This window comes from Lutimonas halocynthiae, from assembly GCF_030409835.1.
Classification (GTDB): Bacteria; Bacteroidota; Bacteroidia; order Flavobacteriales; family Flavobacteriaceae; genus Lutimonas; species Lutimonas halocynthiae.
The window spans coordinates 1-14,243 of record NZ_JAUFQO010000003.1 but is presented as its reverse complement, the minus strand read 5'-3'; the positions used below and the strand labels follow the sequence as shown (position 1 = coordinate 14,243).

Here is a 14,243-nt window from a genome sequence, read left to right as displayed (position 1 = left end):
CCAAGACTACTCATTAAATGATTAAAAATTTATGTAATTTTGCAGCCTAAAAATTAAGTTTGGCAAAAATAGGTAACATTGAATTAGGAGATTTCCCACTTTTACTGGCCCCGATGGAAGATGTGAGTGATCCTCCTTTCCGCGCTTTGTGCAAAGAACAGGGAGCAGATGTGGTTTATACCGAATTTATTTCGTCCGAAGGGCTTATCAGAGATGCGGCCAAAAGCATGCAAAAACTTGATATTTATGATAAAGAACGGCCAGTAGGTATTCAAATATTTGGTGCCAATCTCGAGTCCATGTTGAAAACGGTGGAAATTGTTGAGAGGTCTCAACCCGACTTTATCGATATAAATTTTGGTTGCCCTGTAAAAAAAGTAGTTAGTAAAGGAGCAGGCGCGGGTATTCTTAAGGATATTCCTTTAATGGTTTCATTAAGTGAGGCCATGGTAAAACACACAAAACTTCCAATCACTGTTAAAACGCGTCTTGGCTGGGATGATGAAAGTGTTTATATACAAGATGTGGCTGAAAAATTGCAGGATGTTGGTATTCAGGCCATTGCTATTCATGGGAGAACCAGGGCACAGATGTACAAAGGTGACGCGATTTGGGAACCTATTGCTGAAGTCAAGAATAATCCCAGAATGCATATTCCTGTGTTCGGAAACGGGGATGTTAATTCTGCTGAAAAAGCCATGTTGATGCGGGATAAATTCGGTCTTGACGGAGCCATGATCGGCAGAGCCAGTATAGGAAACCCTTGGTTTTTTGCTGATGTAAAGCATTTTTTTAAGACTGGTGAACATTTGCCTTCACCTGGAATTCCAGAAAGAGTAAAAACCGCTAGAAGACATTTAGAAATGGCCATCGCCTGGAACGGAGATCACGCCGGACTCTATGAAACGCGCCGACATTACACCAATTATTTTAAAGGAATTCCACATTTTAAAGATTATAGACTTCGTATGGTCACCGGAGATAGCAAAGAAGAGGTTTTTGAAGTGTTTGATGAGGTGTTAGAGAAGTTTGGTAATGAGTAGTGAGGGGTTCAAATCCCTACTCCACCAATTTCTTTGAAATTCTTGCGCTGGCAATTTTAGCAGCCAGAAATCCTAAAAATAAGAGCGTAATGATAACGACAAGCACATTTACAAGCCTGAATTCAACTGGATATGCAAGGGATTGAGTGATCATTATGAAGCCGTATTTTTTCTGTAATAAGACAAACGGAATAGACACCAATAAGCCCACAAACAAGCCAAATACAGTTAACAAGAAGCCTTGAAACACAAATATTTTTCTGATTTCTCTTATTGAAGACCCTAAATGAAATAAGGTTTTTAGGTTTTCTCTTTTGTCAATGATCATCATGACTATGGCACCGATAACATTGAATAAAGCAATAACCAGAATCAAAGTGAATACCAAATAAGACACCAGGTTTTCTGTATTTAACATTTTGTAAAAAACAGAGTTTAATTGCTGTCTTGTTCTTACTTCAAATCGTTCTCCCAAACTTAATTCCAAATCTTGCTGTACTTCTTTTACATCATAATCAGGATTAACTTTTATTTCAATAGCGGATAATTGATCAGTCTTGTAGTTTAAAAGGTCTTGGGCCAGACTTAGGTTGCTATACACATACTTTTTATCAATATCATCTGTGAGTCTGTAAATCCCAATGGTTTGCGCCCCAACCTGATTAAAAGCGGTTTTCGGATTGGTTATGTATCCCTTTCCTGGCTTGGGAACATAAATTTTTAAGGTTTCTGTAAAATCATATGATGCTATTGACAGGGAAGTTGAAATAGCACTCCCGACTACTACTGTATATTTGTGATCATAATTTACCCAGTTGCCATAATAAATTGCGGTATCCAGGCGATTGACATTTAAATAATTAGAATCCACGCCTTTGATACTGGCCACATGAGATTTCTCTCCATAACTCAAAAACACTCTTTCTTCAATTACCTTTGTATAAGCAGCAATTTTATCCTTTACCAGAGCCTGTTCGATTGAATCATTAAAATAAAAAGATTTACCACGGGTTGAAGTGATTTTCAAATCAGGATCTGATGTTCTTATAAAACTTAGACTAAAATCTTTTAATCCTGAAAAAACAGAGAGCACCACAAATAAGGCTATGGTACTAACGATAACACCTAGAGTTGCGATTAAAGTAATAATATTTATAGCATTATTACTGCTTTTTGAAAGTAGGTAACGTCTTGCTATGTAAAGCGGAAAATTCAATATGATCTATTTTTTCTTTTTTCCGCTAATATTATCCTTGATAGGATTGTCTTCTCCCTTAAGTGCTTTATCAATGTCTTCTATATAATCCAAAGAATCATCAATGAAAAACATCATCTCTGGCATTCTTCTCAATTGATTCTTGGTCCTTAACGCTAAAGCATGTCTGATCATAACAGTATTTGCTGTAATTCCTTCCATGATTTCTTCCTTCTTATCGGATGGAAAAATACTCAAATAAGCTTTGGCTTGTCCCAAATCAGAAGTTACATGAACTTTAGTTACTGAAATAACAACGCCTTTCATACCATCTCTTGCTGCTCCTTGCAAAATGTCAACCAAGTCTTTTTGGATTACGCCTGCAATTTTTTTCTGTCTGTTTGTTTCCATGGGTACAAAAATAGTATTATTAGACTTAATGGAGCATCAAAACTTAATTAGTATAAAATCTTTATTTTTGAGAACCTAAGATCCTTTCAAATGAATAAAATAGAACATATAGGAATTGCCGTAAAAAACCTTGAAGCATCCAACAAACTTTTCACTAGTCTATTGGGGGCAGCACCTTATAAAATGGAGGCAGTAGAAAGTGAAGGCGTTCAAACGTCATTTTTTAAAGTTGGTCCTAATAAAATCGAATTACTTGAAGGCTTGTCAACAGAAAGTCCAATTTCAAAATTTATTGAAAAAAAAGGAGAAGGAATTCATCATATAGCTTTTGAAGTTGAAAACATTGAAGAAGAAATTCTAAGGCTTAAAAAAGAAGGATTTACAATGATTCATGAAAAAGCAAAAAAAGGTGCTGACAACAAGCTCATCGCTTTTCTTCATCCTAAGAGCAGTAACGGAGTGTTGATAGAGCTCTGTCAGGAAATAGAAAAATAATGTTCAGGACTTCTAATTTTTATTTGCCCTTTATTCAGAAATAATTACCTTGCAATTCGCTAAAAGCTTGGAAATTTTATGAGTACATCCTTTGAGAAATACCAGAAAAGAAGACTTCGATATTCTTATGTATCTGTCGTTATCAGTATTTCACTGGTATTGTTTTTAATTGGTGTTTTAGGTCTTCTTGTTTTGAACACAAAAAAAGTATCTAATTATTTTAAAGAAAGTGCGGCGATCACCTTGTATCTTAAAAACGAGGTGTCTCGCGATAAAATCTTGAATCTTCAGGTCTCAATTGACGAAAAAGCCTTTACAAAAAGCACCAAATTTATATCTAAAGAAGACGCGGCAGAGATTTACAAAAAAGAAAATGGTGAAGATTTTATGGATTTTCTAGGATATAACCCGCTTGAAAACTCCATAGACATTTATGTAAAAGCCGACTTTGTCTCCCCTGAAAAAATGCAGGAAATAGAGGGTATTTATAAGAAAAATCAATTTGTTTCTTCCGTTTCTTACGACAAACCCTTGATTGATTTGCTTACAAAAAATGTAAAACGAATAAGTCTATTCATTCTTGTGTTCTGTGGATTAGCCACTTTAGTAGTAGTGGTCTTGATCAACAGTTCGATAAGACTTTCTGTGTATTCAAAAAGATTCACGATAAAAACCATGCAGATGGTGGGCGCTTCGAAGCGATTTATAAGAAAACCATTTATATGGAACAGCGTAAAACTCGGTATAATTGGCGCGATTTTTGCCATATTTCAACTCGCTATTCTTCTGTACTATATGAATAAAACATTCCCCGAATTTGGTATGGTTGACGATCGAATTGAAATGGCCTCTTTGTTTGGAATTATTTTTGGAATGGGCATATTGATTACCTGGATAAGCACCTTTTTGGCAACACAAAGATTTTTAAATTTAAGAACAGACGAATTATATTATTAAAATGGGCACAAAGAAAAAAGATCAACTCAAAACAGAAGGAGAATTCCTTTTTGGGAAAAAGAACTATCTGATTATGATCGCCGGAGTTGTGGTAATATTGATTGGTTTTGCTCTTATGTTAGGTGGTGGAAGTGATGACCCAACTGTATTCAATGAAGAAATCTACAATTTTCAAAGAATTAGGTTGGCCCCAACAGTTGTACTTATCGGTTTAGCCATTGAAGTCTACGCCATCATGGCCAATCCCGGACAAGAAAAAAAGTAAGAATGTTCAACTCTTATTCATTCCAATAAAACATGAGTTATATAGAAGCTATTATCCTTGGTATTGTTCAAGGTCTTACTGAATTTTTACCTGTATCATCTAGCGGACACCTTGAATTGGCTAAAGTCATATTTGGCAATGAAACTGTTCCGCAGGAAAGCTTAACTTTTACTGTTGTGCTTCACTTTGCCACAGCTTTGAGTACGCTTGTAATTTTTAGAAAAGACTTAGTTGATATTTTTAAAGGACTGTTACAATTCAAAAATAATGATGAGTTTGAATTCTCGGCAAAGATTATCATCTCAATGATTCCTGCAGTTATAATTGGATTGTTGTTTGAAGAGGAACTTGAAGCTTTTTTTAATGGCAATGTTTTACTGGTAGGCTTCATGTTACTCATTACGGGTCTATTATTGTTTTTAGCAGACAAAGCAAAAAATACAAACAAAAACGTTTCCTATAAAAATGCTTTTATTATTGGAATATCACAGGCTATAGCCATGCTTCCTGGTATTTCAAGATCAGGTGCAACGATTTCAACATCAGTTCTTCTCGGTGTCGATCGCACCAAGGCCGCAAGGTTTTCTTTTTTAATGGTAGTTCCTTTGATCTTTGGCAAAGTTGCTAAAGATATTATGGGAGGAGCCATCAACTTTAGTGATGAAAATTTCGGCGTCATGATTGTAGGATTTATTGCTGCATTTATTTCAGGTCTTATAGCTTGCAATTGGATGATTTCTTTGGTTAAGAACAGTAAATTATACTATTTTTCAGCCTATTGTTTTATAGTTGGTACACTGGCTATAGGCTATTCCTATTTCTATATGTGATGAATATTGAAGATTTTAAAAACGGGCAAGTTCTCGTTATTGACAAACCTCTTAACTGGACTTCCTTTCAAGTTGTCAATAAAATTCGCTGGGCGATTCGTAAAAAATTTAAAATAAAGAAAATTAAAGTGGGTCATGCCGGAACCTTAGATCCATTGGCCACCGGCATATTAATTGTTTGTACCGGAAAGCAAACAAAAAAAATCATTGAATATCAGGCCGAAGGAAAAGAATATACGGGTACGATTACCCTGGGAGGCACCACACCATCATTCGATCTTGAAACTGAAATAGACCAATCCTATCCAACAGAACACATAACTAAACAAAACCTTCTGGAAACGGCAGCATCATTTGTTGGTAAGATTCAGCAAAAACCACCTCTGTATTCTGCTCTAAAAAAAGATGGCGTACGCCTTTATCACCTGGCTCGTAAAGGAGAACAGGTCGAAATTAATGCAAGGGAAGTTGAAATTTTTGCTTTTGAAATTACTGATATTGCAATGCCCGTAATTAGCTTTAGAATTGAATGTAGCAAGGGGACTTATATCAGATCAATTGCCAATGATTTTGGTGAGAAACTAAACTCAGGAGGTCATTTATCATCATTAAGAAGAACGAAGAGCGGATCTTTCAAAATTGAGTCAGCATCCACATTGAAATCTTTTTTGGAGCAGTTAGGTAATGAAACCATGAGCTAGAAAAAATGAGATAACCAGCTTTCACCTGCCGGAACCTCCCATGACTCATCATATTCAAATTTTGTATTGATCATATTGTCAAAAACAACCGTTTTCTTAGACACACCTTTGTTTTTAATCAATAATTTAAACGCTGGAATCTCTTTCAACTGAACATATTGTCCTTGTTTAAAACAAACATTTACTTTATCCAATAAAGTGATCTCAAATTTTTTCTCCAAACTCAGTACAAAATCAACAAGTAAATTCTGCTTGTCAAGATCCAGAGCGGTTGCTTCAGAGATCATAAAAATTAAAAACCTGTCATATTCAATCTTACAACAAATATCAATTCCTTCTAAATTGGAACAGAACGAATCTAATTGTTCTCTAAGTACTGGCATTTCATTCGCGAAGAATTTGCGGCTTCCCGGATAAATCATGACCTTGGCTTCACTAGTTAAATCTTTACTGGCTACTAGCATATTAACCTATCAAATCTTCAATAAGATCTACCATTTCTTTTTCAATATGGATTCCTTTATCTTCATTATACCAATTTTGTAAATCAGTCTTCAATTTGGCATCAATTTTTCCGTGTTCTTGCTTATAATCACTTACCATTTTTGCTGCTTTTGCCGAACGTGGGCCCCATGAGCCTACAACTTCCTTCGAAGCATTATCTACAACGATCAATTTTGGGATTGATTTATTTCCATTGGTCAAAAACTGATTCATTAGTTCTTCATTCTCATCTCTCAAGACCACCTTTAAGTCAATTTTATCATTTGCTTCTGCAAATTTGTTTATGACAGGTAAGGTTTGAGCGGCATCTCCACACCAGCTTTCAGTTAACACCATCCAGGTAAAGTCCTTATTAATTTTCTGTGCTTTTGTAAAGGCAACTTCATTCAGTTTAGTTTGCTTATCAAGGCGTTTCATCCTTTGATTATTCAACTTAGTAAAATGAAACAGGTCGTCATTTTGATTTATCCCTGTAGATTTTCCTTCCTTCAGCAATTGCAGAATCATTTCTTTATAAGCCGTATAGCTATGTGCTGTTTTTAAACTTTGTTCTATAATCTTCTTCATTCTTATTCTATTTAAGTCTGTTTAGACGTAACAAATATAAAACCTAACTAGATAGTATAGTGTAACCCCTGTAACATTGTAATCACCATTTGATCAAGGTCAGTTTTAGCCTCCCAACCCCAATCTTTTTTTGCCTGAGTATCGTCTATACTTTCAGGCCAGGTTTCAGCAATTTGTTGGCGTGAATCAGGCTTATACCCCATTGTAAATTCAGGAATTTGTTTTTTAATTGCTGCTCCAAGTTCTTTAGGAGAAAAACTAAAAGCTCCAATATTGTAAGAAATATAATCATCGCGTAATGCAGCCTCCATAAGTGATATGGTGGCATTTATTGCATCATCCATATACATCATTGGTAAAACCGTACCCTCTTCGAGGAAGCATGTGTATGATTTTCTCTTGATGGCCTCATAAAAGATCTCAACAGCATAGTCAGTGGTGCCTCCTCCAGGTGTAGTTTTATAACTTATCAAACCCGGATACCGAAGACTTCTAACATCTACGCCATATTTACTTTTATAGTATGCACACCAGTTCTCACCTGCCAGTTTACTGATGCCATATACAGTTGAAGGCTTAATAATAGTATCTTGAGGTGTGTTTGTTTTTGGCGTATCAGGGCCAAATACGGCTATAGAACTTGGCCAAAATACTTTTTTTATTATTCCATCTTTAGCAAGCTCCAAAATATTAAAAAGAGACGCCATGTTCAATTCCCAGGCTTTCTGTGGATTCTGTTCAGCAATTACAGATAGAATAGCCACCATTAAATACACTTCTGTGATCTTGTGCTTATCAAGAACCTCTTTGATATCACTCCTGTTCGTGACATCGAGAAACTCGAATGGTCCAGATTCCATTACTTCATAATTCCCTTTCCGGATATCTGAAGCGATTACATTATCATTTCCATATATCTGGCGGAGTTTTAAAACCAGCTCGGTTCCTATTTGTCCACTCGACCCAATAATTAAAATTTTCGAAGCCATTATTCTTAATTAAAATCCTTGGCAAAGATAGGAGTTCTGAAATAGAAAAACTATGCAACTTGTTTGATATCCTTTAAGATTAATGCTTATTTTTGAGCTGTCAAAACTTGTCATATGCCAAAGATTATCATCGGATACTTTATGCTGATTCTTGTACTCATCTCCTGTAATAACAAAGAGAAAAGTGAACAAGATGAAACTTCCATCAAGGAAGAAAGGTTCATCACAATCAAATCTGATAAACCGATTATAGCTTTAAACGCTAAGGCAAAAGAACTGGTTACAACCTGGCCTGAATATCAAAATTTTGAAGATCTGATTACCCAATATCAGGAAATAACAGTAAGTGAAGCGCTTTTGAACAGTGTTGAACTATCTGTACTCGCGCAACAACTAAAGGATTCTATCCGGGTTGAAAAACTGAATATTCCAGAAGTTAAAATAAGACTCAATGTATTGTATAGTGAAACGCTTCGTTTGGCTGATATGTCAAGCATACCGACTATTACGGAAGAATCTGTAAAGCAGGAGAATAATAATATGATCAATGCCTTTTCAGCATTAAACTTAAAAATAAACAATATGAATCTCCAAGATGCGCTAAATAGTGAGATCAGTAAGTTTGTTGATGAGGTTCTTGAATCACCTTCTATTGATTCCTCAGACACAATTGTTAAAGTAGATAGCATCGACTAATATGCTCACTTAACCTGGCCATTCATAGCGGGTAAATTTTTGTATATTTGGAAAACAAAATGCTGCTATAATTCCCCTTGAATGAGAAAAGTAACTTCCCTTTTTTTACTTTTTGTTTTTTATAATGTCACCGGACAGTACAATGAGGCTGCTCCATGGATAGATGTATCTGATCAACGAAAAATTTCACAAGACAATTCTTTAGCAAACTTAAGCGAATCTTTTAACGCATATTGGGTAGGAAAAGACCGTAATAAGAAAGGCAGTGGATTTAAACCATTCAAGAGATGGGAAAACCATTGGCGAAATCAGCTTTCAAAAAACGGGTCCTTGGTTACGCCCCAAATGATTTGGAATTCCTGGAAACAGAAAAATAACTTGACACAAAGTAAAATAAGCGACTGGAAATCGATTGGCCCCTATACAACCAATGTAAAATATGGACAAGGAAGGGTAAACACATTTATCATTGATCCAAATGATGCGGAAACCTATTATGTTGGTGCTCCGGCTGGAGGTCTTTGGCGCTCTACAGATTCAGGAATAAACTGGACGCCTCTTTCAGATGAAATACCGCAGATTGGTGTTTCGGGAATAGCCATTGATAAAAACAATTCGGATATTATATACATTGCAACCGGTGATGACGATGCCCGTGACACCTATAGTGTAGGCGTATTAAAATCAGTTGACAAGGGATCGTCTTGGTCGAAAACCGGATTAGATTTCTCAGAAACCAATGCGGTTGCCAATGAAATCTACATTCATCCAGAAGATTCTGATATTATTTGGGTAAGTACCAACAAAGGTTTGTTTAAAAGTCTTGATGCATCAGTCAGTTGGACCAAGCAATTATCAAATAATATTGTTGATTTCAAATTAAAACCTGGTGATCCAAACACGGTTTACGCCGTGAGTCGCTCTAAATTTTATAAATCGACAAATGGAGGTAACACCTTTGAGGTAATTAGCAGCGAACTCCCTCAAACTTCCGGGCGATTTGCTATTGATGTCAGCGACGCGAATTCAGAAATCATTTATATCCTAAGTGCAAATGTTGATAATACTTTTCAAGGATTATACAAATCTGACGATTCCGGTGAAAGCTTTAAAAAAACTGCCGTCTTGGAAGACATATTTGGTGGAAGTCAACAAGCCTGGTATGATATGGCTTTAACGGTCAGCCCTGTAAATGAAAATATTGTTATTGTCGGAACACTTGACATATGGAAATCAAGAGATGGAGGAGATACCTTTATCCAAAAAAACAGATGGTGGGACCCCTCGGATCCTGCTTACACCCATGCTGATATTCATTTTTTAAGATACTTCAACGGGCGGTTATTTGCCGGTACTGATGGTGGTATTTACAGCTCTTCAAACGACGCGAATTCGTTTACAGATCTTTCAGAAAGTTTAAGTATCAGTCAATATTATAAGATATCAACGGCAAGAAGTAATGCAGGTCGAATTGTTGGTGGTCTCCAAGACAACGGAGGTTTTGCCTACAGTGATGAAACATGGCATCAATATCATAGTGGAGATGGTATGGATTGCGTGGTTGACCCTAACGATGAAAATGTATTCTATGGCTTTAGCCAATACGGAGGAAGTTTAAATATCACCTATAATGGAGGTAAAACAGAAGGAGGAACGATCACTGAGGCTCCAAAAGAAGAAGTGGATAATGAAAATGATGACAGCGGAGGGAATTGGGTTACTCCTTTGGTTGCAGACCGAAGAGGAAATCTTTATGCAGGATACTCCCGAGTTTATCGCCTCGTGAACAATTCGTGGGAAAGCGTTTCCTCGGATGATTTTGGCGGTGATCTTGACAATCTATCAATTGCTCCATCCAATAATAGTATCATGTTCGCTTCACGTGTCAACAAATTGTATAAAAGTGATGACAACGGTGTCTCATTTGAGAAATTAGCCGTGAGTTTTACATCCTTAATCAGTTCTCTGGAGATCAATCATCAGAACGAAAACATAATTTACCTGACAACCGCCGGAAGCGACGGAAGTGTCTTTAAATCTGAGGATGGAGGAATAAACTGGGAAAACATCTCTGCAAACCTTCCCGAAGATTCTAAATTGGTCATTAAGCATCAAAACCAAAGCCTGCATAATGATATCTATTTAGGTACCAATATTGGCGTTTATCATATGAATGATAACATGACCGAGTGGGAAGCCTTTGATAAAGGCCTGCCTAATGCACCTGTTTACGACATTGAAATAAATATAGAGGACAAATTAATAAGCGTAGGAACTTATGGCCGAGGGGTCTTTCAATCTCCGATTGAAGTCGCTAAGGCAAATACTGATATCAGCTTACTCAGTATCAATACAAATAATTCTGTTCAATGTGGCGGAATAACCCCGGTTGTAACCGTCAAAAACAATGGGCTTAATACATTGAACTCAGTTTCAATTGCATATATGGTTGATGATTCACCCTTTGAATATTTATTTGAAGGAGAAATCGGGCCTGATGAAGTCAAAGAAATTGAATTACCAAACAATAGTCAAGTGAGCTTAGGAAATCATAGCCTTAGCGTTGAAACGACAGTTACAAATGATGCATTCAATGACAACAATAGACTTTATGCCTCTTTTACTTCCAATAATTTAGGTGAAGGTCAATATGTAAACACCTTTGGTGATGTCAATGAAGATGAATGGCTTGAAATAACTTTAGGCGATTCAAATGGGCTTTGGGAAAGAACAGAAGCTACCAGTCAAAAATTTAAGGATAAATTTAATCAAGTTTATGTGACCAATGCCAATGGAAACTATTCAGATGAAACAACAAGCTATTTAATATCACCTTGCTATGACCTTAGCAGACTTGAAAATCCGATGCTTACTTTTGATATGGTTTATGACATTGAATTAAACTGGGATGTTCTTTACATGGAATACACTATTGACAAAGGTCATACCTGGCAAATTCTAGGGACAGCAGATGACCCTAACTGGTATAACAGTAACTTCATAGATCCACAAAGGACGATTACTGTGGGTAAACAATGGACCGGATCAGATTTAACAGCTAAAGAATACAGCTTTAACCTGGAAGGATTGGGTGATCAACCTAATATCATTTTCAGATTTGTGTTTGCTTCAGATCAAGCAGAAAATGGTGAAGGGGTAGCTATTGATAATTTTAGCATAGCTGCCAGTGCAATTCTGGCAACAGATGATTTTGCCAAAAACAACTTCAAGTTATATCCAAATCCATCTTCATCGGTCTTCTACATTCAACGGCCTGGTTTTGATTCTATGCAGCTTAGTGTGTATGATGTAACAGGAAGGTTAATTTATGAAGTAGATGATATCACTGTTACAAACTTTGCGCTGGATCTTACAAAGAAGCCATCCGGCCTTTATTTTTTAAAAATTAATGAAGGATCTAAAATTATTTCTACTGCGATTTTAAAACAATAGACTTTTAAAATTACTCAGGAAACAAACTACTATCCAATCCTGGAACAATTCTTAAGGCATTTTTATAATACACTTTTTTCAAAACTTCATCTGAAAGATCTAAACCATACATCGCCCAAAAAGCATGATACTTCTTATGATATGGAAAATATTCATCATCAGATTCTAACACTCTAAAGTAAGTTGGGAATTCTTCTGGTTTCCAGCTATCTTTCCCAAATAGAATTCTATCCTGGTACTTTTCAAAAAAACGCTTAGCTGCTCTTGGTTGCCTTCCTAATTCAGCAATGATTGCTCCTATTTCAACATTCATATTCGGCATGTCGTCCATCAATTCACTTAGCTTTCCTAAATTATTGGCGTACCATCCCATGTGGGCATTTACAAAAATTGTTTTCGGGTGTTTCTTAAACATTTGATGTTGTTCTTTTATGATCTGTTCCCAAGAGGCCGGATCTGAATCACTTCTTTTTCTCCTTGGATGCGTCTTTAATTCTAACCAGCGTTCGTTATCACCATCAAAGTCATCCCAAAATGATTTTGGATCGGCTGCATGAATAAGAACAGGCACACCCATTTCACCACATTTTGCCCAAATAGCATCTAACCTTTTATCATCTATAGCCACTCTATTTCCATCAGTATCCTTATATCGCATTCCAAGGCTCTTATAAATTTTTAAGCCTCTGGCACCATTATTAATGTCCTTCTCTAATTGATTCACTGTTTTCTCTGTCCAATTATCAGTGCCAACGCCTTCAAAATCAATATTAGCAAAAACAACAAATCGATTTGGGTAATGATCCTTAATATTCTTGACAGACTGAATCAGCTGATCACCTGATCTTCCGCTCAGGTTCACCATTATGCCCATGTTCAATGTATCCATAGCGGCTACCACCGGGCCAAGATCTTGCTCCGGCATTCTGTATTGGTGTCCATGAATATCAATAAAGGGAAACTTGGCTTTCAATATTACGTTTCCTGGTACTACAAGAGTAGAAGTTGGGTTGTATTCTTCAAAAGTCAGTTCTTGAGCACAAGAAGAACTAAAGGTGATTAGTGCTAAAAAGAAAAAAATAGAGTGTTTAAAATGCATAAAGTTTGTTTTATTGGGCTTTCAAAAGTATAAGACACCACCGATCAGAAAAGAATTCCCATCGAACGTGTCTTAATGAATCAAATTAGATTGTACTCAAATAAGGCAATAATGAAGTCCTAGTATATTTCATTTTTATTTGATTCCTTAAAACCATAAAAATAAATTCACTTAGCTTCTCATTAAAAAAATAAAAGTTCAGCCAGTTTATAATGCTGGAATAACCAAAACCTGTCCTGGATATATTTTATCAGGGTCTGTGAGCATTGGTTTATTTGCTTCAAAAATAATGTTGTATTTCATCGCATCACCATAAACCCTTTTTGATATTTTAGATAAATAATCTCCGCTTACAACAGTGTAATACTGCTTTTCAGGCTCAACCACTTCAGGTTCAGGCACATTTAGAACAAGGTTATCATTCACTGAACTTATTCCCGCAACATTCCCTGTTACCACCACAACTCTATTTCTTTCCAAAACACTCGAAACTTCTCCATTTAATGTTACCGTTTCACCTTCTACTGTAACGGCTAAATCCTTTACATTCAAACCATACTTATTAATATGCTTTACAATTGCCTCAGCTTTTTCCTTTTCAAGGGTCTCGTCGCTTTTACCAAAAACTTTTTCTCCTGCTCCTTTTAAGAATGAAATTAATCCCATTTGTATATTTTTTAAATTAATAAATTATGCCTCTGATACCTTAAATATAGGCCTTGAGCTTTAGTAGTTAATACTCCTTTAACCTATTGATAAAGGTGAATTTTAAACCAAGCATAAAGTTAACATAAAACAAAATCAATTTGATATTTTTTTTTGTAAATCACTTGCGAGCCGCTCGGAGGTGAAGGCTTCGGAGCTGAAGGGTTCACTTGCGAGGCGTTCGCAGGTGAGGTGATCGGAACTCATCACCTCACCTGCGATCACCTCAGGGTTCTTGGCTTCAGGGCATAAAAAAACCTCTAACATATATATGTTAGAGGTTTAGAAGAAAGGCAACGACTTACTCTCCCACCCAGGGGCAGTACCATCAGC

The 14,243-nt window shown here is 36.2% G+C and carries 15 protein-coding genes; 8 read left to right on the top strand and 7 right to left on the bottom strand.

From position 1 onward, the window contains the following. Positions 1–59 precede the first annotated feature (59 nt). Positions 60–1,043: a tRNA dihydrouridine synthase DusB gene (dusB, locus tag QWY87_RS04615; protein ID WP_290288806.1), complete on the top strand. Its 984-nt coding sequence runs from the start codon at positions 60–62 to the stop codon at positions 1,041–1,043. Between the two features lie 16 nt (positions 1,044–1,059). On the opposite strand, the gene QWY87_RS04610 is transcribed toward dusB, so the two are convergent. Together QWY87_RS04610 and rbfA are read right to left on the bottom strand one after the other, a co-directional pair. After that, entirely contained in the window at positions 1,060–2,259 is a 1,200-nt protein-coding gene (locus QWY87_RS04610; protein WP_290288804.1) for an ABC transporter permease, read from the bottom strand. A 6-nt stretch (positions 2,260–2,265) separates the two neighbouring features. Next, on the bottom strand, positions 2,266–2,649 hold the full coding sequence (rbfA, locus tag QWY87_RS04605; protein ID WP_290288801.1) for a 30S ribosome-binding factor RbfA: 384 nt from the start codon (positions 2,647–2,649) through the stop codon (positions 2,266–2,268). 90 nt (positions 2,650–2,739) lie between these two features. On the opposite strand from rbfA, the gene mce reads away from it, so the two are divergent. The 5 genes from mce to truB all read left to right on the top strand — a co-directional run bounded on the left by mce (position 2,740) and on the right by truB (position 5,897). Then, complete coding sequence (gene mce, locus QWY87_RS04600) at positions 2,740–3,144, top strand: methylmalonyl-CoA epimerase (RefSeq protein ID WP_290288799.1); 405 nt, start codon at positions 2,740–2,742, stop codon at positions 3,142–3,144. Positions 3,145–3,222: 78 nt separating this feature from the next. Next, on the top strand, positions 3,223–4,101 hold the full coding sequence (locus QWY87_RS04595; protein WP_290288797.1) for a cell division protein FtsX: 879 nt from the start codon (positions 3,223–3,225) through the stop codon (positions 4,099–4,101). A gap of 1 nt (position 4,102) precedes the next feature. Continuing rightward, positions 4,103–4,366, top strand: a complete 264-nt coding sequence (locus QWY87_RS04590) for a DUF3098 domain-containing protein (protein WP_290288795.1) — start codon at positions 4,103–4,105, stop codon at positions 4,364–4,366. Positions 4,367–4,398: 32 nt separating this feature from the next. Further along, a complete protein-coding gene (gene uppP, locus QWY87_RS04585; protein ID WP_290288792.1) occupies positions 4,399–5,196 on the top strand; it encodes an undecaprenyl-diphosphatase UppP in 798 nt (265 codons plus the stop codon). Next, positions 5,196–5,897: a tRNA pseudouridine(55) synthase TruB gene (truB, locus tag QWY87_RS04580; protein ID WP_290288789.1), complete on the top strand. Its 702-nt coding sequence runs from the start codon at positions 5,196–5,198 to the stop codon at positions 5,895–5,897. Before uppP ends, truB begins: the two co-directional genes overlap by 1 nt. Here the strand turns inward: truB and QWY87_RS04575 are convergent. The 3 genes from QWY87_RS04575 to QWY87_RS04565 are packed head-to-tail and all read right to left on the bottom strand — an operon-like array spanning position 5,894 to position 7,957. Beyond that, positions 5,894–6,361, bottom strand: coding sequence for an ABC transporter ATPase (locus QWY87_RS04575; RefSeq protein ID WP_290288786.1), 468 nt, complete (start codon positions 6,359–6,361; stop codon positions 5,894–5,896). The genes truB and QWY87_RS04575 overlap by 4 nt on opposite strands. A gap of 1 nt (position 6,362) precedes the next feature. Then, complete coding sequence (locus QWY87_RS04570; protein ID WP_290288784.1) at positions 6,363–6,968, bottom strand: thioredoxin family protein; 606 nt, start codon at positions 6,966–6,968, stop codon at positions 6,363–6,365. 47 nt (positions 6,969–7,015) lie between these two features. Continuing rightward, positions 7,016–7,957 carry an NAD-dependent epimerase/dehydratase family protein gene (locus tag QWY87_RS04565; RefSeq protein ID WP_290288782.1) on the bottom strand — a complete coding sequence of 314 codons (942 nt, stop codon included), beginning with the start codon at positions 7,955–7,957 and terminating at the stop codon, positions 7,016–7,018. A 114-nt stretch (positions 7,958–8,071) separates the two neighbouring features. On the opposite strand from QWY87_RS04565, the gene QWY87_RS04560 reads away from it, so the two are divergent. Next, positions 8,072–8,653: a hypothetical protein gene (locus QWY87_RS04560; protein ID WP_290288780.1), complete on the top strand. Its 582-nt coding sequence runs from the start codon at positions 8,072–8,074 to the stop codon at positions 8,651–8,653. A gap of 81 nt (positions 8,654–8,734) precedes the next feature. Then, a complete protein-coding gene (locus QWY87_RS04555; protein ID WP_290288777.1) occupies positions 8,735–12,106 on the top strand; it encodes a T9SS type A sorting domain-containing protein in 3,372 nt (1,123 codons plus the stop codon). 10 nt (positions 12,107–12,116) lie between these two features. Here the strand turns inward: QWY87_RS04555 and QWY87_RS04550 are convergent, their stop codons facing one another. Next, the gene (locus QWY87_RS04550; protein ID WP_290288773.1) at positions 12,117–13,205 is read right to left on the bottom strand and encodes an amidohydrolase family protein; all 1,089 of its coding nucleotides are present in this window, start codon (positions 13,203–13,205) and stop codon (positions 12,117–12,119) included. Between the two features lie 207 nt (positions 13,206–13,412). Further along, a complete protein-coding gene (lysM, locus tag QWY87_RS04545) occupies positions 13,413–13,871 on the bottom strand; it encodes a peptidoglycan-binding protein LysM (protein WP_290288772.1) in 459 nt (152 codons plus the stop codon). Between the last annotated feature and the right edge of the window lie 372 nt (positions 13,872–14,243).